We start from the raw sequence: 22,618 nt of genomic DNA, 5'->3' as shown, positions 1-22,618 counted from the left end.
AGGCTACTATCTTCATCCCAGCCGTCGGCGCCACAATATTTCTGCCGCAGGGTCCATTGGCCCTGATATCTCGCAGGTATGGCCGTCAGCTTTCTGGCCGTCGGGGAAACTGACGCTGCATCAACAGAACTATGACTGCCGACCATTACCAAGGCAGCCATTGCGCTGACGATACCCGAACCACGCATCAGAACTGCAGCGGCCCCGCCAGTTCCTTCACCTGCCACGGCAGCCCTTGCGTGTTCAGCATGGCCATGAACGGGTCGGGATCGAGCTGCTCGATGTTGAACACGCCCTCGCCCGCCCAGGCGCCGGTCAGCATCATCGCCGCGCCGATCATCGCCGGAACGCCGGTGGTATAGCTGATCGCCTGGTTGCCGGTCTCGTGGAAGGCTTCCTCGTGATCGCAGATGTTGTAAATGTAGAACGTCCGCTCGCCCGAGCCGTCCAGCGCCTCGCCGGTGGCGATGTCGCCGATGTTGGTCTTGCCCTTGGTCGTCGCGCCCAGCGTTTCCGGCTTGGGCAGCACGGCGGCGAGGAACTGCAGCGGGATGATTTCCTGCCCGTTGTAGACCACCGGGTCGATCCGGGTCATGCCCACGTTCTGCAGCACGGTGAGGTGATTGATGTATGCATCACCGAAGGTCATCCAGAACCGTCCGCGCTCCAGCTCGGGCACGAACCGGGCGAGGCTTTCCAGCTCCTCGTGGTACATCAGGTACATGTTCTTGGGCCCCACGCCCTCGAAATCGAAGTTCTCGCGGATGGTCATTGCCGGGGTCTCGACCCACTGGCCGTCCCGCCAGTGCCGCGCCGGGGCGGTCACTTCGCGGATGTTGATCTCAGGGTTGAAATTGGTGGCGAAGTGCTGGCCATGATCGCCGCCGTTGCAATCAAGAATGTCGAGCAGGCGGATGGTCTTCAGCTTGTGCTTCTTCAACCACATCGCGAAAACGCTGGTCACGCCCGGATCGAAGCCTGACCCCAACAGGGCCATCAGCCCCTTCTCGGCAAAGCGCTCCTGATAGGCCCACTGCCACTTGTACTCGAACTTGGCCTCGTCCTTCGGCTCGTAGTTCGCCGTATCAAGGTAGTTCACCCCCGCCTCAAGGCAGGCGTCCATGATCGGCAGGTCCTGATAGGGCAGCGCGAGGTTGACCACCAGCTTCGGGGCGATCTGCCGGATCAGCGCAGTCAGCGCGGGCACATCTTCGGCATCGATCGCATAGGTGGCAATGTCCACCCCGGTCCGCTGCTTGACCGAGTCGGCGATCGCATCACACTTGGAAAGGGTCCGGCTGGCGAGGTGGATCTCGCCGAAGATGCCCGCGTTCATCGCCATCTTGTGCACGCAGACCGAGCTGACCCCGCCCGCGCCGATCACCAGAACCTTGCTCACGTCTCGTCTCCTTTGCCGCGCCGCCAAGCGGGCCGAAGGGCGCCATATAGGGCCCCTGCGTTACATCTCAACTCTCAGGCGCGCCTGACGAACAGGCTGACCAGCTCGACATGGGTCGACCAACGAAACTGGCCGACCGGGCGCAGCTCCTGCAGCACCCAGCCCGCCTCGATCAGCCGCGCCGCATCGCGCGCCCAGCTCGAAGGATTGCAGCTGACATAGACGATCCGCCCCACCGTGCTGTCGGCCAGCCGCTCCACCTGCTCGCGCGCACCGGCCCGAGGCGGATCGAGCACGACGGCGGCAAAGCGGTTGAGTTCGTCCGACAGCAGCGGATTGCGGAACAGGTCGCGGTGCAGCGCATGAACCGGCCGCAGCGAGCGCGCCGCAGCCGCCTTACAGGCCAGATGCGCATCGCGCGCCGCTTCCACGGCCAGAACCTTGGTTCCCGGCCCCGCCAGCCCGAAGGCAAACGTGCCCAACCCCGCGAACAGGTCGGCCACCGTCGCGCAGCCCTCCAGCCACTCCCGTGCCGCACCAACCAGCGCCGCCTCGCCGTCCACCGTCGCCTGCAGAAACGCGCCCGGCGGGAGCGAGACCGGCACGCCCGACAGCGTGATCGTCACCGGCTCCGGCTCCCAAACCGTCTCCGGCCCATACCCCTGATCCAGCGTCAGCCGCGCCAGCCCATGGTCCCGCGCGAAATCGAGCATCCGCTCGGTAATCGCCAGCCCCTCGGCCGTCAGCCCCTTGATGCCAAGGTCGATCCCCTGATCGGCCAGCGTCAATTCCACGTCGGCCGCCATCTTGCCCGGCCCGCTAGGCTTCTTGCCCTTCTTGCCCCCGGCAGCTGCCGCCTGCCCGATCTGGATCAGCAGCTTGCGCAGGTCCGGCAAGAGGGCCACGAATTCCGGCACCAGCACCGGGCACTCGGCCAGTTCCACCAAGCGGTGAGAGCCCGCCTCGCGGTAGCCGATCACCACCCTTCCGCCCGTGCTTTCCGCGCGCAGCGAGGCCCGGCGGCGCGAGCCCGGCGGCGAAACATGCGGCGGCGCGACCCGCTGCGCGCCCAGCTCCTGCGAGGCCGAGGCATTGGTCACCCGCTTCTCGACGAAGTCGCGCAGGCTCCCCTCGTCCAGCTGCTGCAACTGGCAGCCACCGCACCGGCCGAAATGGCGGCAAGCGGGCTGCGCATGGTGCGGCCCCCATTCCAGCGTTCCGTCAGCCAGCAGGGTGTCGCCCGGCGCCGCGCCCCAGGCATAGCGGCCCGATGCGGTTACACCGTCGCCCTTGGCGGCGATGCGCAGGATCTCTTCAGGGCCGATTTCAGGTTCGATGTCGCTCACAATGCGGCCGCGTAAGCCGCGCCGACCTTTCCGGCAAGGGCAGCGGCGGAAAAAGCGGGTCCGGCCAGCCGCGCCGCCTCGCCATGCAGCCAGACACCCTGGCAAGCCGCCGCGAACGGCTCCACGCCCGTCGCCAGCCTGCTCGCCGCGATCCCGGCAAGCACGTCACCCGTCCCCGCTGTCGACAACCATGCCGAGGCGCGGTGTGCGAAAGCGGCCCGCCCATCGGGCGCGGCCACCACGTTGTCCGGCCCCTTGGCGATCACCACGGCCCCGCTCGCCCGCGCCAGCGCCAGCGCGCGGTCAAGTTTCGAGCCCTCGCCCGAAATAGCAAAGGTCCGCTCCAGCACGGCCAGTTCGCCCTCATGCGGCGTCAGCACCGCCTTGCCGCCAACCTCGCCGCGCTTCAGAAGCACCAGCGCATCGGCATCCAGCACCAGCGGATGGCCAGAAGCCAGCGCCGCCTCCAGCCGAACGCGGGCATGATCGCTCCGCCCCAGCCCCGGCCCGACCAGCACGGCGCCGATCCGCTCGTCACCCAGCGCCTCGGCCGGGCGGCGATGGTCGGCCACCAGATCGGGCGCCGCCCCGCCAGCCTCGGCCAGCAGGCGGACATAGCCCGCCCCGGCGCCCTGCGCCGCCACGCAGGCCAATTGTGCCGCCCCCGGCATGGCCCCGCCAATCACGGCGAGCAGTCCGCGGCGATACTTGTGCGCATCAGCCGCCGGGGCGGTCAGGGCGGGCCGCCCGATCACCCCCGGCGCGCCGTCCATTGCGGCGCAGCCGATCCCGACCAGTCTGAGTTCGCCCATGTCGGCGCTCGCGGGCATCAGGAAATGCGCCTGCTTCCACGCCCCCAGCGCAACGGTCAGGAGATTTCGCGGCAGGCCCCGGTTCAGCGCCGTGCCGCCGTCGCTCTCGATCCCGCTCGGCAGGTCCACCGCTATGATCCGGTGATGCGCGGCCGCCAGCCGCTGTAACAAGGCCAGATGATCCGCAGAAAGTGGCCGCACCAGCCCGGAGCCGAACAGGCAATCGACCAGCACATCGCCATGTGCCTCGGCCTCCGGCCCGAAGATCTTGCCGCCGAACAGCGCCCGCGCATTCTTCGCCGCATCGGTCTTCGGCTCGCAGGCGGCGATCACCTTCACCCGCCCGCCACGCTCGCGCAGGGCCTCGGCGATAACATAGCCGTCACCGCCGTTGTTGCCGGGGCCGCACAGCACGGTAACCAGATGGTGCCCGGCAATCCGCCAGACCCATTCCGCAGCCCCGCGCCCGGCCACCTGCATGAGTTGGTCGACCGAAGTCCCGCTCGCGATCAGGGCCTCCTCGGCACTGCGCATCCGCGCCACGGTCAGGACCTGCTCAACGGGCCCCATCGGACTTCACCGCAAAGGGGATTCGATAGCGGTCATGTTCCACGCTGACGTCGAGCAGGCCGCCCACTGCCGCAACCTTGGCTACGCCCGCTCCATCAGCAAGCGCCAGCCCATCCGGCTCGACGATGAAGCGCCGGAAGCCGCCATCGGGATGGCGCACCACCAGCACCGCCTTGCCGTCCTGCACCGTGCGCTCGACCGCGCAGGCCTCGGCAAATTGCGCGCCATCGCCGATCGCGCAGGCCACGTGCTCGCCGCCATCCGCCACTTCCGGCGCCCCGCCGCCGCGCGAACAGGCCGCGAGCGCGAGCAGGGCTCCAAGAGCGAGCGGGCGGCGGCGCATCAGCCCCGCTTCAGCTGGGAAATATCGCGCACCGCGCCGCGCGCCGCGCTGGTCGTCATCGCGGCATAGGCCTCAAGCGCCACCGACACCTTGCGCGGGCGGTCCTTGGCCGGACGCCAGCCCGCCTCGTCCATCATCATCCGGCGGTGCGAAAGCACCTCGTCGGTCACGGCAAGGTGGATCGTGCGGTTGGGGATGTCGATTTCGATCATGTCCCCGTTCTCGACCAGCCCGATCTCGCCGCCCTCGGCCGCTTCCGGCGAACAATGCCCGATCGACAGGCCCGAAGTGCCCCCCGAAAAGCGCCCATCGGTCAGCAGGGCACAGGCCGCGCCCAGCCCCTTCGACTTGAGGTAGCTCGTGGGATAGAGCATTTCCTGCATGCCCGGCCCGCCGCGCGGCCCTTCATAGCGGATCACCACAACGTCGCCCGCCTTGACCTGCCCGGTCAGGATGCCGGTCACGGCCGCTTCCTGGCTCTCGAACACCACGGCGGTCCCGGTGAACTTGAGGATGCTCTCGTCCACGCCCGCGGTTTTCACGATGCAGCCGTCACGCGCGATATTGCCGTAAAGCACGGCCAGCCCGCCATCCTTGGAAAATGCATGCTCTGGCGAGCGGATCACCCCGCCCTCGCGGTCGAGATCGAGCTCTGCCCAGCGCCGGTCCTGGCTGAAGGCGGTCTGGGTCGGCACGCCGCCCGGGGCGGCCTTGAAGAACTTCTGCACTTCGGGATCGTTGGTCCGCGAGATGTCCCACTGGTTGAGCGCATGGCCCAGCGTCGGGCTGTGCACGGTCGGCTGCTCGGTGTTGAGCAGGTTCGCCCGCTCCAGCTGGCCGAGGATCGCCATGATCCCGCCCGCGCGGTGAACGTCCTCCATGTGGACGTCCTGCTTGGCCGGCGCCACCTTGGACAGGCACGGCACCCGGCGAGAAAGCCGGTCAATGTCGGCCATGGTGAAGTTCACGCCCGCCTCGTGCGCGGCGGCCAGCAGGTGCAGCACGGTGTTGGTCGAACCGCCCATCGCGATATCAAGACTCATCGCGTTTTCGAAAGCCTCGAAGCTGGCGATCGAACGCGGCAGGACGCTCTCGTCTTCCTGCTCGTAGTAGCGGCGGCACAGTTCCACCACCAGTTCGCCCGCGCGCAGGAACAGCGCCTTGCGGTCGGCATGGGTCGCCAGCGTCGAACCGTTGCCCGGCAGCGAAAGGCCCAGAGCCTCGGTCAGGCAGTTCATCGAGTTGGCGGTAAACATGCCGGAGCACGATCCGCAGGTCGGGCACGCCGAACGCTCGATCGCGGTGACTTCCTCGTCGGTATATTTCTCGTCGGCGGCGGCAACCATGGCATCTACCAGGTCGAGCGCAACTTCCTTGCCCTTGAGGACCACCTTGCCCGCTTCCATCGGCCCGCCCGAGACGAAGACCACCGGGATGTTGATCCGCAGCGCCGCCATCAGCATGCCCGGCGTGATCTTGTCGCAGTTGGAGATGCAGACCATGGCATCGGCGCAATGCGCGTTGACCATGTATTCCACGCTGTCGGCGATCAGGTCGCGGCTTGGCAGCGAATAGAGCATGCCGTCGTGGCCCATGGCGATCCCGTCATCGACCGCGATGGTGTTGAACTCCTTGGCCACGCCGCCGGCCGCCTCGATTTCCCGCGCCACCATCTGGCCGAGGTCCTTGAGGTGGACGTGGCCCGGCACGAACTGGGTGAAGGAATTGACCACCGCGATGATCGGCTTGCCGAAATCGTCGTCCTTCATCCCCGTCGCGCGCCACAGTCCGCGCGCGCCTGCCATGTTGCGGCCATGAGTGCTGGTGCGGGAACGATAGGCGGGCATGACGGGACTCCGGAAAAAAGACTGCCTCGGGGATATGGGTATGCCCCCTAGAACAGGCCAGAGGCGATCAAAACCTAAAAATCACCCCAACTCCAGTGCAACCCGGTTGCAGAGCCGATGCAAAATCCCTGCCCAGCGCTCCTGCCCGGCCGCATCGGCGATCTGGTCCTGCCGGATCTCGATGCCGAGATAGGGCCGCCCCTCGGCCTCGGCATGGCGGTTCATCGTGTAGTTGAGCAGCCGTCCCGAATAGGGTTGCTGGTCGCCCACCACCAGTCCCTCGCCCTCCAGCAGCGGAATGGCGATCCGCGCCGCGCGCTCGTCCTCTTTGTAGAGCACGCCAACCTGCCACGGCCGCTCCTCCGTGCTGGTGGCAAGGCGCGGCGTGAACGAATGCAGCGAGAGGATCAGCGCCTGGGGCACCCGGTCCAGCAGATCCGCCAGCGCCGCATGATAAGGCGCATGAAACCGCGCGATCCGCGCCGCGCGGGCCTCGTCGTCCAGCATGTTGCCCGGCACGGCATGGCCATCGCTCGCCGCCGGAACCGCTCCGGGTGCATCGGCCTCGCGGTTGACGTCGCAGACAAGCCGGCTGAAGGCGCACTGGAAGGCGGCAAACCCCGCCCGTGCGGCTAGCAGGGCGCCAACCGACCCCACCCCGATGTCGATCCCCATGTGCTCGTCCAGCAGATGTTCGGCGATGCCAAGGTGAATGCCATCCGGCACAGCATTGCTGGCATGGTCCGACACCACGAGGATTCCGCCAAACCTTGGCTCACCGAGCAATTGGTAAACCACACTCATCGCAGCGCCCCCGCCATGGTCCACCAACTTGCCCGCATGGCCTCGCGCGCCGCGTCCCGAGCGCCCGCGCTGTCATAGAGCGCAAAACAGGTCGCGCCCGAGCCCGACATGCGCACCAGCCAGGCGCCGGTTTCGCGCAAGGCCGCCAGCACCTCGCCGATCGCCGGACACAGCGATAGCGCCGGAGCCTCCAGGTCATTGCGCCCGGCCAGCGCGATGTCGCGCACCGAGCCATCCGGCAAGGCCCCGCGATCCACCCCGTCCCAAGCCTTGAACACCGGCCCCGTCGCCAGCGGCACACGCGGATTGACCAGCAGGACGGGGCAGCCGGCAAGATCGCTTGCAACCGGCTCAAGCTCGGTCCCGGTCCCGCGCCCGATGCATGTCTCGCTGCGCACGCAGGCCGGAACGTCCGCACCCAATGCCGCCGCCCGCGCCGCCCAGTCCTCCGGCAAGCCGGCAAGCCGCTCGACCATCCGGAACACAGCCCCAGCATCGGCCGACCCGCCCCCCAGCCCGGCGGCCACCGGCAGGTTCTTTTCCAAAATCAGTGCCAGCCCCTGCGCGCGCGGCAGGCCAGCCAGCGCCTTGGCCGCAATATTGCCGAAAGGTTCGCCAAGCGCTCCGCCGAACTCGCCCATTACCCGCAATTCATCTCGCGCCGCCGGGGAGCCACTCAGCTCGTCCCCGGCATCGACGAAGGCAAACAGCGTCTCCAGTTCGTGATAGCCGTCCTCGCGCCGCCGCCGCACATGCAGCGCCAGATTGAGCTTGGCATAGGCAGTTTCGCGCATCGTCACTCCACTTCGCTCCACCAACCCGTGGCGGGAAGCAACCGCTCCGTCGAATTCGCGCTTGATTGCCCGCGCCGCCTCGGTCAAGCCCATCCGCGATGGAGGGACCCACACCCCAGCTGACCCCGCAGGACGTCGCCGCCGCTTTCGGCTGGTGGCGCGATGCCGGCGTGGACCTTGATTTCTCTGACGAAGTCCTGCCCTGGCTCACCGCCGACAAGGACGACGACGCGCCCGCCCCGCTCCCCGCCGCTTTCACCGCGCCGCGCGCCCAGATCGAAGCACAGGCCCCATCCGAACAGAAAATCGGCGGAGACCGCGCCGCCTGGCCAACCGCGCTCGAGCACTTTGCCGACTGGTGGCTGACCGAACCCTCGCTCGATGCCGGGCAGGTCCGCGGCCGCGTGCCGCCGCGCGGCCCGGCACGGGCGCCATTGATGGTGCTCGTCGCCCAGCCCGAGCCGACCGACGGGGAAAGCCTGCTCTCCGGCCCCGAGGGCGTATTCCTGACCGCCATGCTCGCTGCGATGGGCCACGCGCCCGAACAGGTCTACCTCGCCGCCGCCCTTCCCCGCCACACGCCGCTGCCGGACTGGGACCGCCTCGGCGCCCAAGGCCTCGGCGGCGTGCTCTGCCACCACGTCCGCCTTGCTGCACCGCAACGGCTTCTGGTGCTCGGATCCGGCATTCTACCGCTGCTGGGCCACGATCCGGCGCAAAACGCTCAAATTTCACCCCTATTTAATCATGAAGGTTGGACAATACCGATGATGCCGGCTTTCGAGCTGCCTGCCATCGCCGCAAGACCCGCGCGCAAGGCAGGTTTCTGGAACCGGTGGCTGGAATTTTCGGGGTCTGGACTGAACGGGGACCTTTAACGCGTGACGAATTCCAGGGCTGCACTGATGGCGGGCTTCGCCACGGCCGCGCTCGCGCTCGCGCCTTCACCGGCCAGCGCGAACAGCGCCGCGGTTGACTATTTCCGCAACCGGGCTGACCGCACCGCCGTCCCCGCCCTGCTCTCGCAGGAGGAGCGCGCGTACTACAAGGACCTCTTCGCCGCGATCGAGCATCAGGACTGGGCCAAGGTCCAGGCCCTGTTCCAGCAGAAGGCCGACGGCCCGCTCCACCAGGTCGCCCGCGCCGAATATTTCCTCGATGCGAAAAGCCCGAAGATCGAGCTTGCCGCCCTCAGCCAGTGGCTGTCGCAGGATACCAACCTGCCCGAGGCCGAACAGGTCGCCGCCCTTGCGATGAAACGCGGGGCCACGGCTCTTCCCCCCCTGCCCACGGCCCAGCCGCTCGTCTCGCTGCCCAGCAGCCCCAAGCGCATCCGCCCGCGCGACACGGCCGACGGCACGATGCCCGCGCTGATCGCCAGCGCCATCCAGGACAAGATCAAGGCCGACGATCCGGCCGCAGCCAAGCTCCTGCTCGACGGGATCGACTCCGGCCTCAGCCTGCCCAGCCGCGCCGAATGGCGCGCCAAGATCGCCTGGTCGTTCTATATCGAGAATGACGACGCCTCGGCCTATGCCCTCGCCCAGACCGCGGCCGACGGCTACGGCCCGTGGGTCGCCGAAGGCTGGTGGACCGCCGGCCTCGCCGCCTGGCGGCTCGACGATTGCCAGGGCGCGGCCGAAAGTTTCACCCGCGCCGCCGCCGCGGCTGACAATGCCGAACTGAAAAGCGCCGCCTACTACTGGCAGAGCCGCGCTCTCGTGCGCTGCCGCCAGCCGGAAAAGTCCACCGCCCCGCTACGCCTTGCCGCCGCGCGCGACGAGACGTTCTACGGGATGCTCGCCGCCGAGCAGCTCGGCCTGCGCCTGCCCGAAACCCACGCCGGAGCCGATTTCACCCAGACCGACTGGCAGCAACTGCGTGACAATCAGCCGGTCCGCACCGCCGTCGAACTGGCCGAGATTGGCGAAGACGGCCTTGCCGACGAAGTCCTGCGCTATCAGGCCCGCGTCGGCAGTCCTTCGCTGTACCAGCCGCTTTCCCGCCTCGCCCGCGATCTCGGCCTGCCCTCGACCCAGCTGTGGATGGCCTACAACGCGCCGATCGGCGCCGCGCCCATGCCCGCCGCCCGCTTCCCCACGCCGAAGTGGACCCCGTCCACCGGGTGGAAGGTCGATCCGGCGCTGGTCTACGCTCACACCCTGCAGGAATCGGTGTTCCGCACGGCCGTCACCAGCCCGGCCGGCGCACGCGGCCTGATGCAGATCATGCCCGCCACGGCGCGCGACCGCGCCGCCGAACTCGGCGTTTCGGCGGGTGACGTGACCCGGCCCGAAGTCAATCTCGCCTTCGGCCAGCAACACCTCCAGCTGCTGCGCGACAGCGCGGGAACCCAGGGCCTGCTGCCCAAGGTAATCGCGGCCTACAATGCCGGGCTCCTGCCGATCACCCGCTGGAACACCGAGATCAAGGACAAGGGCGATCCGCTGCTGTGGATCGAATCCGTGCCCTATTGGGAAACCCGCGGCTACGTGAACATCGTGCTCAAGAACTACTGGATGTACGAGCGTCAAGCCGGCGGCCCCTCGGAAAGCCGCATCGCCTTGGCCCAGGCCATGTGGCCGACTTTCCCCGATCTTGCCGGCAGCAAGGCCGTGCGCATGGCGGCCGGCGGAGCGATCCTGCGTGGCCATTGATCCTGAGCGGACCTTCAAGCCCATCGGGATTGCCGTCCTCACCGTTTCCGACACCCGCACCGCGGCGAATGACACTTCGGGCGACCTGCTGTGTGAGCGGATCAAGAGCGCCGGCCACCGCCTGATCGGCCGCGCCATCGTGCGCGACGAGGTTCACACCATCGCGAGCCGTCTGCGCAACTGGCTCGACGACCGTGAGGTCGATGCGATCATCACCACCGGCGGCACCGGCCTTACTGGGCGCGACATCACCCCCGAAGCGCTCGACACGATCAAGGACCGCGACATTCCGGGCTTTGGCGAACTGTTCCGCATGGTCTCGTTCAAGACCATCGGCACCTCCACGCTGCAATCGCGCGCCTGCGCGGTGATCGCGCGGGGCAAATATATCTTCGCCCTCCCCGGCTCCAACGGCGCGGTGAAGGACGGCTGGGATCTCATCCTCGCCGAGCAGCTCGACAGCCGCAACCGCCCCTGCAACTTCGTCGAACTGATGCCGAGGTTACGGGAAATCTGACCGTCCGGCGCAAGCCGTGCCCACCTGTGGACAAGTCTGTTCAAACCCTGCGCATAGCCGGTGGAGATTAACCACTGCCACCCGCTCGGGAACCAGCGCGCCGCCATTCAGTTGCATTGTCGAACCTGCTTTCCAAGGAGACCTGCAATGGGTGAAATGATCGACAAGCTGAAGGGCGCCGCCAACACCGCCACCGGCAAGGCCCGGAAGGCCATCGGCGAGAATACCGGCGATGCCAGCCTCGCTGCCGGCGGCCAGGCGCAGGAGGCAAAGGGCCGGGCTCAGAACCTCTCGGGCACCATCAAGGGCGCCTTCGGCAACAAGATCTGACCACGATCCGCGCGTCCGGCAACCTTGCCGGGCGTGCGGTCCATCGCTCGTAACCGGGCGGCGACCGCCCCCATTCATCGCTTGGGCGCCGGGTGCGCCTCGAAAAAGACCCGCGCCTGCCCCAGCATGGTCTGCCACCAGTCCACCACGTCGCCGAAATTGACCTCGGTGAGGCCTCCCACCGTGGTCACGTCGTAAGTGATCGACAGGCTCTTGTCCTGCCCATCGAACGACATGGCGGAAAAGCGCTTGGCCTTGTTCCACTCGTTGGCAAGCTCGGCGGAATTGGTCCCGTCATCGTCGAACGTGATCGAAAAGCCCAGCGAGTTGCAGTCCTCGCCCTTGGTGCAGCCGTAAAAGAAGATCGAGTAGTTATAGCCGGAAGCGGACGTGGATATCTTCGGATTGCCGGAATTCTCCGCCTTGCCCAGGACGGCCTTATATCCCTGCACCTGCAGGCTGTGCACGATCGCCTCGGGCTGGGCCGCGCAAAGCAGGCCCGAAGGACAGGTTGCCGCGAGAGCCGGGGACCCGAAACCCCATCCCGCCGCACCAACGAGGCCGACCACCAAACCCTGCCGCATCGAATGCCTCCCCCACGCCCCTGCGATTCGCTCGCTTCAAGGTTGGCTGCGTTGCCGCTCTTGTCAATTTGTTCCCTTTATGTTCATATCGGGAATGGCCCAATCCCCCCGCCAGCTACCGACCGTCCACGGGCGCGGCGCCCAATCCTCCGCCGCGCCCCAGCGCTTCGGCCTCGCTGCTCGCGAGGTCGACGGAGACTGGCTCGACCAGCTGGAAGAACTCGACGGCAAACAGCCGCTGCGCACCACGGTCACCGACGAACACCCCCGCTCGATCCTAACCTTCAACCAGTCGCCCGACATTCCCTTCGACCGTTCGGTCAACGCTTATCGCGGCTGCGAGCACGGCTGCATCTACTGCTTCGCCCGCCCCACCCACGCTTACCACGACCTCTCACCCGGCCTCGATTTCGAGACCAGGCTTTTCGCCAAGCCCGATGCCGCCCGCCTGCTGCGCGAAACCTTCGCCAAGCCGTCCTACCGCTGCGCGCCGCTCGCCATGGGTACCAACACCGATCCCTACCAGCCGATCGAAGGGCGCTACCGCATCACCCGCGAGCTTCTCGAAGTCTGCCTCGAAACGCGTCACCCGGTCACGATCACCACCAAGAGCGACCGCGTGATCCGGGATCTCGACCTGCTGGCCAAGCTCGCCCGACTCGATCTCGTCGCGGTCGGCGTCTCGGTCACCAGCCTCGATCCGCGCCTGTCGGGCCTGCTCGAACCCCGCGCCGCTGCGCCCGCCAAGCGCCTTGCCGCACTGGGCAAGCTGGTCGAAGCCGGCATTCCCGCGCACGTTTCCATCGCCCCGGTCATCCCGGCGATCACCGACGAATTCATGGAACGCATCCTCGTCGAGGCTGCCGCGCGCGGCGTCCGCTCGGCCAGCTGGATCATGCTGCGCCTGCCCCACGAAGTCGCCCCGCTGTTCCGCGAATGGCTCACCGCTCACTATCCCGACCGGGCCGACAAGGTGATGCACATCGTCCAGTCTGTGCGGAACGGACGGGATAACGACCCGTCGTTCTTCAGCCGGATGAAGCCCTCCGGCACCTGGGCAGATCTCTTCCGCGCCCGCTTCCGCCTTGCCTGCAAGCGCCACGGCTTCAACCCACCCGACCGCGACCTCAAGCTCGACAGCACCCGATTCATCCGCCCCGAAAGCCACGGACAGATGCGCCTGTTCTGACCTTGCGCGCGCGGGGATTATGACAGTTTTATCAACGGAACATGACACGCTTCACCGCGTTGCCATTGTTCGAGGTGCTCCGCCTGCAACGACGGAAGGGGCGCGCAACGGCACCCTTCCCCTTGGGCGAAGCTCTAGACGGGAAAGGACCAAGCCATGCGTATCACCGTCATTGCCGCCTCCATCGCCGCCCTCGCGCTGGCCGCACCGTCAGACACGGCCTTGGCCGAAATCACCGCCGTAGCCCCGCGCGTCTCGGCGCACGCCGTGACCGGCCCCGATGCTCTCGGCCGCTACACCCTGCGCGTCTCCATCGCCGACCTCGATCCGGCGAGCGATGCGGGCTGGCTTACGATGGACCGGCGTGTCACCATGGGCACCGCCCTACTGTGCGACGCGGCCCAGAGCGGCCCGCGCTATCCCGGTTTCCACGACTCGGTGCAGCGAAACTGCCTGGCGGAAACCCGCGCCGCAGCCCAGGCCGAAATGACCCGGGCCCGCGCTCTGGCACGGTCGGGCCAGCCAATGGCCTGGCTCGACCTGCCCTTGCGCTGAGCTTCAGGCGACCAGCCTGAGCTGGCCCACGCCGCGCTTGGCCGAGAGCGACACGGCGCTGATCCCCTCGATCTGCGCCACGCGCTCGGCCAGTTCGCCATCGAGATGAAAGTCCCGGCCCAACCGCACCAGCGGCTCCTTACCCATGCCGCCGCGCAGGCGCACGAACACCTCGCCCTTGCCCGGAGAGCCGGGGCCCAGCAGCAGGGCGAGTTCGCCAATCGCCTCGGCGCTGGCCACGTCCATCCTGAGTTCCATCCGCGCCGCCTCGCGCACTTCGGCCAGTGGCCGCCCACCGCGCACGGTCACCCGCGGCGGCTCCTCCGGGCTCGGACTGTCCAGCTCGACGTTGAGCAGGATGCAGGTCCCGTCCCTGGCCCACTGCACGAAGTTGTCGACCAGCGATTCCTCGAAGCAAGAGGCTGAAAACTGCCCCGAGCTGTCCGAGAAGTCGGCCATGACGAAGTCCTTGCCGCGCTTGGTCTTGCGCTTCTGCACGCCCTCGACCATCGCCGCCATCACCGCCATTTGCCGCCCGCCGCCCGAACCGCCGCCCGCCATCAGGCTGCCGTAGGTCCGCGCGCCGTTGGCGCTGGCGATCGCCCGCCACTGCTCCACCGGGTGCGCCGCGAAATAGAACCCGAAGTTCTCGCGCTCCTTGGCCATCTGCTCGGGCCGCGACCAGGCCGGGGTGTCGCTCAGCCGCAGGACGTGGTGGTCATGATCATCACCGCCGAACAGGCCATGCTGCCCGCTGGTGCGCGTCCGCTCGGCCTCGTCGGCCACGGCCAGCAGCATGTCGGCATTGGCCAGCACCTTGGCCCGGTTCGGCTCAAGGCTGTCCAGCGCGCCCGCCGCCGCCAGCCCTTCCAGCTGACGCCGGTTCATCGAACCCTGCGGCACCCGTTGGAACAGGTCCTCCAGCGTGGTAAACTTGCCATTGGCCTCGCGCTCGGCGACGATCTGCTCCATCGCCTTTTCGCCCACGTTGCGGATACCGGCGAGCGCATAGCGCACGGCATAGCCGCTCTCGGTCTGCTCGACCGTGAACTCGGCTTCGGAATGGTTCATGCAAGGCCCGGCAACCTCGATCCCGTTCCTGCGCATGTCGTCGACGAACACCGCCAGCTTTTCAGACTGGTGCATGTCGAAGCACATCGAGGCGGCGTAGAATTCCTGCGGGTAATGCGCCTTGAACCAGGCCGTCTGATAGGCAAGCAGCGCATAGGCGGCGGCGTGCGACTTGTTGAAGCCGTAGCCGGCGAACTTGTCGATCAAGTCGAACAGCTCGTTGGCCTTCTTGGGATCGATGTCCGAAAGCTGGCCGCAGCCTTCCACGAAGCGCAGCCGCTGCGCGTCCATTTCGGCCTGGACCTTCTTGCCCATGGCGCGGCGCAAGAGGTCGGCGTCGCCAAGCGAATAGCCCGCAAGGATCTGCGCGGCCTGCATCACCTGTTCCTGGTAAACGAAGATCCCGTAGGTCTCCGAGAGAATCCCCTCCAGCTTTTGGTGCGGATACTCGATCGATTCGAGCCCGTTCTTGCGCCGCCCGAACAGCGGGATATTGTCCATCGGCCCCGGCCGGTAGAGCGAGACGAGCGCGATGATGTCGCCGAAATTGGTCGGCTTCACCGCCGCCAGCGTGCGCCGCATTCCTTCCGATTCCAGCTGGAACACGCCCACCGTGTCGCCGCTCTGGAGCAGGCGGTAAACGTCGGCATCGTCCCAGGCCAGGCCACCCAGATCGATCTCGATCCCGCGCTTGCCCAGCAGGTCCACCGCCTTGCGCAGCACCGAGAGCGTCTTCAGCCCCAGGAAGTCGAACTTGATGAGCCCCGTATCCTCGACATATTTCATGTCGAACTGGGTCACCGGCATGTCCGAGCGCGGATCGCGGTAAAGCGGGATCAGCTTTTCCAGCGGCCGGTCGCCGATCACCACGCCGGCGGCGTGTGTGGAGGAATTGCGCGGCAAGCCCTCCAGCTGGCAGGCGAGGTCGATCAGCCGGTGGACCTCGTCGTCATTGTCGTATTCCCGCTTGAATTCCGCCACGCCGTTAAGCGCGCGCGGCAGGGTCCACGGGTCGGTCGGATGGTTGGGCACCATCTTGCACAGGCGGTCGACCTGGCCATAGCTCATCTGCAGGATGCGCCCCGTATCGCGCAGCACGGCGCGGGCTTTCAGCTTACCGAAGGTAATGATCTGCGCCACGTGATCGGCGCCGTACTTCTTCTGGACGTAACGGATCACCTCGCCGCGCCGGGTTTCGCAGAAGTCGATATCGAAGTCCGGCATGGAAACGCGCTCCGGGTTGAGGAAGCGTTCGAACAGCAGGCCCAGCCTGATCGGGTCTAGGTCGGTAATGGTCAAGGCCCAGGCCACGAGCGAGCCCGCGCCAGAACCGCGCCCCGGCCCCACCGGAATGTCGTTGTCCTTGGCCCACTTGATGAAGTCGGCCACGATCAGGAAGTAGCCGCAGAACCCCATCCGGGTGATGATGCCGACCTCGAAATCGAGCCGTTCCCCATATTCAAGGAACTCCGGCCCAACGCCAAGCGGCGTCAGCGTCGCCACGGCCGCCGCCCGGTCCTCGGCCGCCAGCGCCCTGTCGAGCTGCTCGAAGCTCGCTTCCGGGTAATATGGCTCGAGCCGCCGGGCGAGGCCCATCCGCGCGTCGACCGCCATCATCCGCGCTTCGCCTTCCTTGTCGCCGGCAAGGCTGGGCAGCAGCGGCTTGCGCTTGGGCGGGGCATAGGCACAGCGCTGGGCGATCACGAGGGAATTGGCCGTCGCTTCCGGCAGGTCCGCAAACAGCTGCTCCATCTGCTCGACCGGCTTGACCCAGGCCTCGACCGAGGAGCGCGGCCGCTCCGGCGCATCGACGTGGGTGGAATTGGCGATGCACAGCATGGCATCGTGGGCGCCGAAGAAATTGCTCTCGGCGAACATCGCCGGATTGGTGGCGACCAGCGGAAGGTCGCGGGCATAGGCAAGGTCGATCAGCGCATCTTCGGCCGCCTCTTCCTCGGCCCGGTTGCGCCGCGCCACCTCGACATAGCAGCGCCCCGGAAACAGCCCCTCCAGCCGCGCGGCATAGTCGTTCGCCGCCTCGCGCTTGCCCTCGGCCAGCAGCCGCACCAGCGCGCCCTCGCCCGCACCGGTCAGCGCGATCAGGCCGTCGGTATGACCCGCGAGGTCCGCGAACGGCACGTGCGGCTCCAGCTCCAGCGGCCGATCGAGGTGCGCCCGGCTGACCAGGCGGCACAGGTTGAGCCACCCCGCCTCGTTCTGGGCGAACAGGGCCAGCCAGTCGATCGCCTCGCGGCTGTCCGGCCGGGCCACGGCAAGCAGGGTGCCGATGATCGGCTGCACGCCCACGTCCTTGCAGGCCGAGGAAAAGGCCGGCGCGGCATAGAGACCGTTGCGGTCACACAAGGCAATCGCGGGAAATCCGCGCTCCTTGGCCAGCTTGGCAATGGCCTTGGGGTCTATCGCCCCTTCCAGCATCGAGTAGCTGGAAAACACGCGCAGCGGGACGAAAGGAGCAAAACCGGCCATGGCGCCAAGGTAGCGATTGCCACCCGCGCCACCAAGGTTACATGCCGCATCGCTTGGGGAAAAACCGGCTTACAACTGCGCCTCGATATCCGCCGCCAGGCTCTCCGGCTTGTCGGTCGGAGCATAGCGCCGCACCACCTTGCCGTCGCGCCCGATCAGGAACTTGGTGAAGTTCCACTTGATCGCCTCGGTGCCCAGAACGCCCGGCGCCTCAGCCTTGAGCCAGCGCCACAGCGGCGGGGCGCCGGCGCCGTTGACCTCGATCTTGTCCATTACCGGAAAGGTCAGGCCGTAATTGACCTGGCAGAAGCTGGCGATCTCCTCGGCCGTTCCCGGCTCCTGCGCGCCGAACTGGTTGCAGGGGAAGGCGAGGATTTCGAAGCCCTGCGCGCCATACCTGCGCCACAGCGCCTCCAGCCCTTCGTACTGGGGCGTAAAGCCGCACTTGCTCGCCGTGTTGACGATCAGCACCACCTTGCCCAGCCGATCGGCGAGGGCGATCTCCTCGCCGCCGGGCTGCCTTGCGGTGAAATCGGCTATCGTCGCGCCAGTCATACCCCGCTGGCTAGCGGGAAGTCCGAGCGCCTGACAAGCGCCATGATCTCGTGCGCGTGATACTGCCGGTCCCCGGCCTTTTCGATCATGTAGTCCGGGCGCTCCTCCGGCGGGATCTGGGCAAAGGCGCGCACCAGCTGCGCCAGCGTGCCCTTGCGGATGGCCTTGAACCCGTGCAGCAATCCGCCGCCGCCCTGCCGGCGATGCAACGTGGCACAATCGTCCCAGCCTACGCCGTGATCGTCAGGGTTTTCTCCCGCAAAAGTCGTGGGATGTTGGCTCACTTCGGAATCTCCTTGGCTCCCGTGCCCCATACCCCTCAAAACTATCAGGCCATCCTGTAGGTTCCCTGAACCGGGTTCACGACAAGTGCCCGTCGTGCAATCTTACCACCCGGTCCATGGCCAGCGCCAGCCTCTCGTTGTGAGTAGCGATCAGCGCCGCGCTGCCCTCGCCCCTAACCAGTTGGAGGAACTGCTCGAGCACCTTGTCGGCCGTCGCCTCGTCAAGGTTGCCGGTCGGCTCGTCGGCCAGCACCAGCGCCGGCCGATTGGCCAGCGCCCGCGCCACCGCCACGCGCTGCTGCTCGCCGCCCGAAAGCTGACTCGGCCGGTGATCGAGCCGCTTGGCCAGTCCCAGCGCGCCCAGCAGTTCGCCGGCCCGGCCCTCGGCCGCCTCACGCGGCGTTCCCGCGATCAATTGCGGCAGCACCACGTTTTCCAGCGCGTTGAAGTCCGGCAGCAAGTGATGGAACTGGTAGACGAAGCCGATATGCTCGCGCCGCAGCGCCGTGCGCCCGCTCGATGGCTGGTCCGCCGCCTCGACCCCGGCGATCCGGATCGACCCGCCGAAACCACCCTCGAGCAGACCGATCGCCTGCAGCATGGTCGACTTGCCCGAGCCCGAAGGCCCCAGCAGGGCCACGATCTCGCCCGGCATGACTGTGAGGTCGATGCCCCTCAGCACGTCGATCCGCACCCCGCCCTGTTCGAAGCTGCGGGTCACGCCGGCAAGGCTCACCACTGGCTCGTTCATGTCGATGTCATTCATAGCGCAGCACCTGCACGGGGTCCGTGCTCGCAGCCTTCCACGCCGGATAGAGCGTGGCGACGAACGAGAGCACCAGCGACATCACCGTGATCGCGATGATCTCCAGCGGGTCGGACCGGCTCGGCAATTCGGAAAGGAAACGGATCGAAGGGTCCCACAGGTTCTGCCCGGTCACATATTGCACCGCGTTGACCACGTTCTGGCGGAAAAAGAGGAACACGAAGCCAAGCAGGAGGCCCATGCCGGTCCCCAGCGCCCCGATCAGGAAGCCGGCGGTCACGAAGATCCGCAGCAGGCTTTTCCGGGTCGCCCCCATGGTCCGCAGGATCGCGATGTCGCGGGTCTTGGCGCGCACCAGCATGATCAGCGAGGAGAGGATGTTGAACACGGCCACCAGCACGATGATCGAGAGCACGGTGAACATCGCCACCCGCTCGACCGAGAGCGCCTCGAACAGCGCCGCATTGATCGTCTTCCAGTCCGTGATTACGGCCTGCCCGGCCAGCTTGCGGGTCAGCGGGGCGAGGATCTCGCCCACCTTGTCGGGATCGGTAGTCTTGACCTCGATCATCCCGATCTGGTCCCCTGTCAGCAGGAGGGTCTGGGCATCGGCGATCGGCATGACCACGAAGGAATTGTCATAGTCATAGACCCCGATCTCGAAAATCGCGCCAACCGTGTAACCCACCTGCCGGGGCACTGTGCCGAACGGAGTCGGCCGCCCCTGCGGATTGATGATCGTGATCGTGTCGCCCACCCGCGCGCCAAGGTTCTCCGCCAGCCGCGCCCCGATCGCCACCACGCTCGCGCCGGGGCGCAGGGCGGCAAGGTCGCCGTCCTTCACCTGCGGCTTGATCCGGGCGATGTCCTCGGCCGTATTGCCGCGGGCGAGAATGCCCTCGACCCGGCCGTTGAACGTCGCCAGCAAGGGCTGCTCGATCAGCGGCGAGGCCCGCGTCACACCCGGCGTCGCCTTCACCTCGGCCAGCACCTGCTGCCAGTTGTCGAGCCGCCCGCCATAGGCCTGGATGATCGCATGGCCGTTCAGCCCCACGATCTTGTCGAACAGCTCGGCGCGAAAGCCGTTCATCACGCTCATCACGATGACCAGCGCCGCCACGCCGAGGCTGACCGCGACCAGGCTGATCCCCGCGACAAGGGCGATGAACGCCTCGCCGCGCCCGGGAAGCATGTAACGCTTGGCGATGGTCCATTCGAAGGGGGAAAGGATCAAGTTGGCTCTTTTCGTTCTGCCGCGGGCGGCGGATTGCCGGGCGGGTTTAGGCAGCCGAACGCCGCGGCGCAATGGCTGTTCCCCGCCCTGCGCCGCGGCCGGATAGACGCACTTGCAGCATGAGAAATATCGGTTGGCGCGCTTCCCCTTGCCTTTCCGCCCGCTTGGAGCCAAATGCGCCCGCAACAAGGCCCTGAAGCGGCCGCCGGCTGGACGCGATTCATGAACCACAGCGAACCCCTTTTCGATGCCGCCCCGTGGGACGTCGATGCCGACAAGCTGCGCGAGGAATGCGGCATTTTCGGCGTGATCGGCCCGCGCGATGCCGCGGCGATTACCGCGCTCGGCCTCCACGCCCTGCAGCACCGCGGCCAGGAAGCCGTCGGCATTACCAGCTTCGATGGGCATGAGTTCTATTCCCGGCGCGGCATCGGCCACGTCGCCCAGAACTTCTCGAGCGCCGAGGCTCTCGCCGAACTGCCCGGGATCATGGCCGCGGGCCACGTGCGCTATTCCACTACCGGCGGTTCGGGGCTGCGCAACGTCCAGCCGCTCTTCGCCGACCTTGCCACCGGCGGCTTCGCCATCGCGCACAACGGCAACATTTCCAACGCCATGCACCTCAAGCGCGATCTCGTGCAGAAGGGCGCGATCTTCCAGTCGACGTCCGACACCGAGGTGATCATCCACCTCGTCGCCACCAGCCGCTATCCCACCCTGCTCGATCGCTTCATCGATGCGCTGCGGCTGGTCGAAGGCGCCTATTCGCTGATCTGCATGACCCCCGAGGGCATGATCGCCTGCCGCGATCCGCTCGGCATCCGCCCGCTGGTCATGGGCCGCATCGGCGATACCTATGTCTTCGCCAGCGAGACCGTGGCGCTCGACGTGATCGGCGCCGAATTCGTGCGCGAAGTCGAACCGGGTGAACTGATCGAGGTCAGCCTCGACGGCAAGCTGAGCACGACCCGCCCGTTCGGCAATCCGGCGGCCCGCCCCTGCATTTTCGAGCACGTCTATTTCAGCCGTCCCGACTCGGTGATGGGCGGCGAATCCGTTTACGAGGTTCGCAAGGCCATCGGCCGCGAACTCGCGCGCGAGGCCTTGGCCGAAGCCGACATCGTGATCCCCGTGCCTGACAGCGGCGTCCCCGCCGCCCTCGGCTATGCGCAGGAATCGGGCATCCCCTTCGAGCTAGGAATCATCCGCTCGCACTACGTTGGCCGTACCTTCATCCAGCCGTCCGACGGCGCCCGCAATGCCGACGTGAAGCGCAAGCACAATGCCAACCGCGCTATCGTCCAGGGCAAGCGGATCGTGCTGATCGACGATTCGATCGTGCGCGGCACCACCAGCCTCAAGATCGTGCAGATGATGCGCGATGCCGGCGCGGCCGAAGTGCACATGCGCATCGCCTCCCCGCCGACCGAGCATTCCTGCTTCTACGGCGTCGACACGCCCGAGCGGTCCAAGCTCCTCGCCGCGCGGATGGACGTTCAGGCCATGGCCGAATTCATTCAGGCCGACAGTCTCGCCTTCGTCTCGATCGACGGGCTCTACCGCGCGGTCGGCCTCCAAGGCCGCGAAGCCAAGTGCCCCAAGTTCTGCGACGCCTGCTTCACCGGCGAATACCCGACCCGCCTCACCGACCTTGGCGAGCGCGACCAGCCGCAGCTCTCCCTGCCGGTCGAAAAGGTCGCCTGAAGCGATGACCGAGGCGGTTGAGCGGCCCTACGAGGGCCAACTGGCGCTGGTCACCGGCGCCAGCCGCGGGATCGGCGCCGCCACGGCCGAGGCCTTGGCCGCGGCCGGTGCCCACGTGATCCTCACCGCCCGCGACGCCAAGGCGCTCGAGACGGTCGAAGAACGCATCTTCGCCGCCGGCGGCCACGCCACGATCGCCCCGGTCGACCTGTCCGAGCCCGACGGCATCGCCCGCCTCGCCACCGCGATCCGCAGCCGCTGGGAAGCGCTCGACATGATGGTGATCAACGCCGCCCTGCTGCCGCAGCTGTCCGGCGTCGCCGACATCGACCAGCCGAGCTGGAACCGCGCCCTCACGGTCAACCTTCTGGCGACTCAGTCGCTCATCGCCCACTTCGATCCGATGCTCAAGAAGAGCGCCGATGCCCGCGTGGTCGGCCTCACCTCCACCGTCGCCGGCGCCCCGCGCGCCTATTGGGGCGCCTATGCGTCAACCAAGGCGGCCTTCGAGGTGCTGCTTGATTGCTACGCGCAGGAAGTGCGCGCGATCTCCAAGATTCGCGTGGCAATTCTGAACCCTGGCGCCACCCGCACGGCCATGCGCGCCCGCGCCTATCCGGGCGAGGACCCGGCATCTGTAAAGCCGCCGGAAACGGTTGCCGAGCGGATCGTTACGCTGGTTGGTGAACAGTTCGCCAGCCCGCACCGCGAATCCGTTAACCATCCTTCGTAGAACCACCGAAACCAGCACAGGCCATATTTTAACCCGT

Annotated in this window: 21 protein-coding genes; 8 read left to right on the top strand and 13 right to left on the bottom strand. The window is 67.1% G+C overall.

Annotation, left to right across the window (positions count from 1 at the left end; translation table 11 throughout):
- Window positions 1-187 precede the first annotated feature (187 nt).
- The 7 genes from H7F51_RS12160 to H7F51_RS12130 all read right to left on the bottom strand — a co-directional run bounded on the left by H7F51_RS12160 (window position 188) and on the right by H7F51_RS12130 (window position 7,915).
- The gene (locus tag H7F51_RS12160) at window positions 188-1,399 is read right to left on the bottom strand and encodes a saccharopine dehydrogenase C-terminal domain-containing protein (RefSeq protein WP_185664564.1); all 1,212 of its coding nucleotides are present in this window, start codon (window positions 1,397-1,399) and stop codon (window positions 188-190) included.
- 74 nt (window positions 1,400-1,473) lie between these two features.
- Window positions 1,474-2,745, bottom strand: a complete 1,272-nt coding sequence (locus tag H7F51_RS12155) for a class I SAM-dependent RNA methyltransferase (RefSeq protein ID WP_343061280.1) — start codon at window positions 2,743-2,745, stop codon at window positions 1,474-1,476.
- A complete protein-coding gene (locus tag H7F51_RS12150) occupies window positions 2,742-4,127 on the bottom strand; it encodes an NAD(P)H-hydrate epimerase (protein ID WP_185664563.1) in 1,386 nt (461 codons plus the stop codon). The genes H7F51_RS12155 and H7F51_RS12150 overlap by 4 nt, the downstream gene beginning before the upstream one ends.
- Window positions 4,114-4,470, bottom strand: coding sequence for a hypothetical protein (locus H7F51_RS12145; protein WP_185664562.1), 357 nt, complete (start codon window positions 4,468-4,470; stop codon window positions 4,114-4,116). The genes H7F51_RS12150 and H7F51_RS12145 overlap by 14 nt, the downstream gene beginning before the upstream one ends.
- Window positions 4,470-6,317, bottom strand: coding sequence for a dihydroxy-acid dehydratase (ilvD, locus tag H7F51_RS12140; protein WP_185664561.1), 1,848 nt, complete (start codon window positions 6,315-6,317; stop codon window positions 4,470-4,472). Before ilvD ends, H7F51_RS12145 begins: the two co-directional genes overlap by 1 nt.
- An 81-nt stretch (window positions 6,318-6,398) precedes the next feature.
- Window positions 6,399-7,121 carry an N-formylglutamate amidohydrolase gene (locus H7F51_RS12135; protein ID WP_185664560.1) on the bottom strand — a complete coding sequence of 241 codons (723 nt, stop codon included), beginning with the start codon at window positions 7,119-7,121 and terminating at the stop codon, window positions 6,399-6,401.
- Window positions 7,118-7,915 carry a 4-(cytidine 5'-diphospho)-2-C-methyl-D-erythritol kinase gene (locus tag H7F51_RS12130; RefSeq protein ID WP_185664559.1) on the bottom strand — a complete coding sequence of 266 codons (798 nt, stop codon included), beginning with the start codon at window positions 7,913-7,915 and terminating at the stop codon, window positions 7,118-7,120. The genes H7F51_RS12135 and H7F51_RS12130 overlap by 4 nt, the downstream gene beginning before the upstream one ends.
- A 98-nt stretch (window positions 7,916-8,013) precedes the next feature.
- On the opposite strand from H7F51_RS12130, the gene H7F51_RS12125 reads away from it, so the two are divergent.
- From H7F51_RS12125 to H7F51_RS12110, 4 genes are all read left to right on the top strand, one after another.
- Window positions 8,014-8,793 carry a uracil-DNA glycosylase family protein gene (locus H7F51_RS12125; RefSeq protein WP_185664558.1) on the top strand — a complete coding sequence of 260 codons (780 nt, stop codon included), beginning with the start codon at window positions 8,014-8,016 and terminating at the stop codon, window positions 8,791-8,793.
- Between the two features lie 27 nt (window positions 8,794-8,820).
- Window positions 8,821-10,572, top strand: a complete 1,752-nt coding sequence (locus tag H7F51_RS12120; protein ID WP_185664607.1) for a lytic transglycosylase domain-containing protein — start codon at window positions 8,821-8,823, stop codon at window positions 10,570-10,572.
- Window positions 10,562-11,089: a molybdenum cofactor biosynthesis protein B gene (gene moaB / locus H7F51_RS12115; protein WP_185664557.1), complete on the top strand. Its 528-nt coding sequence runs from the start codon at window positions 10,562-10,564 to the stop codon at window positions 11,087-11,089. Before H7F51_RS12120 ends, moaB begins: the two co-directional genes overlap by 11 nt.
- 147 nt (window positions 11,090-11,236) lie before the next feature.
- A complete protein-coding gene (locus tag H7F51_RS12110) occupies window positions 11,237-11,419 on the top strand; it encodes a CsbD family protein (RefSeq protein WP_185664556.1) in 183 nt (60 codons plus the stop codon).
- Window positions 11,420-11,493: 74 nt separating this feature from the next.
- Here the strand turns inward: H7F51_RS12110 and H7F51_RS12105 are convergent, their stop codons facing one another.
- Entirely contained in the window at window positions 11,494-12,003 is a 510-nt protein-coding gene (locus tag H7F51_RS12105; RefSeq protein ID WP_185664555.1) for a YbjN domain-containing protein, read from the bottom strand.
- A gap of 94 nt (window positions 12,004-12,097) precedes the next feature.
- Between H7F51_RS12105 and H7F51_RS12100 the strand changes: the two genes are divergently transcribed.
- Window positions 12,098-13,192 carry a PA0069 family radical SAM protein gene (locus H7F51_RS12100; protein ID WP_185664554.1) on the top strand — a complete coding sequence of 365 codons (1,095 nt, stop codon included), beginning with the start codon at window positions 12,098-12,100 and terminating at the stop codon, window positions 13,190-13,192.
- Window positions 13,193-13,348: 156 nt separating this feature from the next.
- Window positions 13,349-13,747 (top strand): hypothetical protein, encoded by a 399-nt coding sequence (locus tag H7F51_RS12095; protein WP_185664553.1) that lies wholly within the window; start codon window positions 13,349-13,351, stop codon window positions 13,745-13,747.
- 3 nt (window positions 13,748-13,750) lie between these two features.
- Here the strand turns inward: H7F51_RS12095 and dnaE are convergent, their stop codons facing one another.
- From dnaE to H7F51_RS12070, 5 genes are all read right to left on the bottom strand, one after another.
- The gene (dnaE, locus tag H7F51_RS12090; protein WP_185664552.1) at window positions 13,751-17,305 is read right to left on the bottom strand and encodes a DNA polymerase III subunit alpha; all 3,555 of its coding nucleotides are present in this window, start codon (window positions 17,303-17,305) and stop codon (window positions 13,751-13,753) included.
- Window positions 17,306-17,374: 69 nt separating this feature from the next.
- Window positions 17,375-17,860 (bottom strand): glutathione peroxidase, encoded by a 486-nt coding sequence (locus tag H7F51_RS12085; protein WP_185664551.1) that lies wholly within the window; start codon window positions 17,858-17,860, stop codon window positions 17,375-17,377.
- Window positions 17,857-18,144, bottom strand: a complete 288-nt coding sequence (locus H7F51_RS12080; protein ID WP_185664550.1) for a hypothetical protein — start codon at window positions 18,142-18,144, stop codon at window positions 17,857-17,859. Before H7F51_RS12080 ends, H7F51_RS12085 begins: the two co-directional genes overlap by 4 nt.
- Before the next feature lie 76 nt (window positions 18,145-18,220).
- On the bottom strand, window positions 18,221-18,910 hold the full coding sequence (locus H7F51_RS12075) for an ABC transporter ATP-binding protein (RefSeq protein WP_246448271.1): 690 nt from the start codon (window positions 18,908-18,910) through the stop codon (window positions 18,221-18,223).
- A complete protein-coding gene (locus tag H7F51_RS12070; RefSeq protein ID WP_185664549.1) occupies window positions 18,903-20,144 on the bottom strand; it encodes a lipoprotein-releasing ABC transporter permease subunit in 1,242 nt (413 codons plus the stop codon). Before H7F51_RS12070 ends, H7F51_RS12075 begins: the two co-directional genes overlap by 8 nt.
- Window positions 20,145-20,366: 222 nt before the next feature.
- On the opposite strand from H7F51_RS12070, the gene purF reads away from it, so the two are divergent.
- A complete protein-coding gene (gene purF, locus H7F51_RS12065) occupies window positions 20,367-21,848 on the top strand; it encodes an amidophosphoribosyltransferase (RefSeq protein ID WP_185664548.1) in 1,482 nt (493 codons plus the stop codon).
- A gap of 4 nt (window positions 21,849-21,852) precedes the next feature.
- Window positions 21,853-22,581, top strand: coding sequence for an SDR family NAD(P)-dependent oxidoreductase (locus H7F51_RS12060; RefSeq protein ID WP_185664547.1), 729 nt, complete (start codon window positions 21,853-21,855; stop codon window positions 22,579-22,581).
- Window positions 22,582-22,618 lie beyond the last annotated feature (37 nt).

It is taken from the genome of Novosphingobium flavum (assembly GCF_014230315.1).
Taxonomy (GTDB): Bacteria; Pseudomonadota; Alphaproteobacteria; order Sphingomonadales; family Sphingomonadaceae; genus Novosphingobium; species Novosphingobium flavum.
The sequence above is the reverse complement of the archived record's forward strand: the minus strand, read 5'-3'. Positions and strand labels throughout refer to the sequence as shown.

What these genes read in the sequence shown, in the direction of transcription:
- H7F51_RS12150 (WP_185664563.1), bottom strand. Translation starts at nt 4,127, where the DNA reads ATGGGGCCCGTTGAGCAGGTCCTGACCGTGGCGCGGATGCGCAGTGCC.
- H7F51_RS12145 (WP_185664562.1), bottom strand. Translation starts at nt 4,470, where the DNA reads ATGCGCCGCCGCCCGCTCGCTCTTGGAGCCCTGCTCGCGCTCGCGGCC.
- ilvD (WP_185664561.1), bottom strand. Translation starts at nt 6,317, where the DNA reads ATGCCCGCCTATCGTTCCCGCACCAGCACTCATGGCCGCAACATGGCA.
- H7F51_RS12135 (WP_185664560.1), bottom strand. Translation starts at nt 7,121, where the DNA reads ATGAGTGTGGTTTACCAATTGCTCGGTGAGCCAAGGTTTGGCGGAATC.
- H7F51_RS12130 (WP_185664559.1), bottom strand. Translation starts at nt 7,915, where the DNA reads ATGCGCGAAACTGCCTATGCCAAGCTCAATCTGGCGCTGCATGTGCGG.
- H7F51_RS12125 (WP_185664558.1), top strand. Translation starts at nt 8,014, where the DNA reads ATGGAGGGACCCACACCCCAGCTGACCCCGCAGGACGTCGCCGCCGCT.
- H7F51_RS12120 (WP_185664607.1), top strand. Translation starts at nt 8,821, where the DNA reads ATGGCGGGCTTCGCCACGGCCGCGCTCGCGCTCGCGCCTTCACCGGCC.
- H7F51_RS12110 (WP_185664556.1), top strand. Translation starts at nt 11,237, where the DNA reads ATGGGTGAAATGATCGACAAGCTGAAGGGCGCCGCCAACACCGCCACC.
- H7F51_RS12105 (WP_185664555.1), bottom strand. Translation starts at nt 12,003, where the DNA reads ATGCGGCAGGGTTTGGTGGTCGGCCTCGTTGGTGCGGCGGGATGGGGT.
- H7F51_RS12100 (WP_185664554.1), top strand. Translation starts at nt 12,098, where the DNA reads ATGGCCCAATCCCCCCGCCAGCTACCGACCGTCCACGGGCGCGGCGCC.
- H7F51_RS12095 (WP_185664553.1), top strand. Translation starts at nt 13,349, where the DNA reads ATGCGTATCACCGTCATTGCCGCCTCCATCGCCGCCCTCGCGCTGGCC.
- dnaE (WP_185664552.1), bottom strand. Translation starts at nt 17,305, where the DNA reads ATGGCCGGTTTTGCTCCTTTCGTCCCGCTGCGCGTGTTTTCCAGCTAC.
- H7F51_RS12085 (WP_185664551.1), bottom strand. Translation starts at nt 17,860, where the DNA reads ATGACTGGCGCGACGATAGCCGATTTCACCGCAAGGCAGCCCGGCGGC.
- H7F51_RS12075 (WP_246448271.1), bottom strand. Translation starts at nt 18,910, where the DNA reads ATGAATGACATCGACATGAACGAGCCAGTGGTGAGCCTTGCCGGCGTG.
- purF (WP_185664548.1), top strand. Translation starts at nt 20,367, where the DNA reads ATGAACCACAGCGAACCCCTTTTCGATGCCGCCCCGTGGGACGTCGAT.
- H7F51_RS12060 (WP_185664547.1), top strand. Translation starts at nt 21,853, where the DNA reads ATGACCGAGGCGGTTGAGCGGCCCTACGAGGGCCAACTGGCGCTGGTC.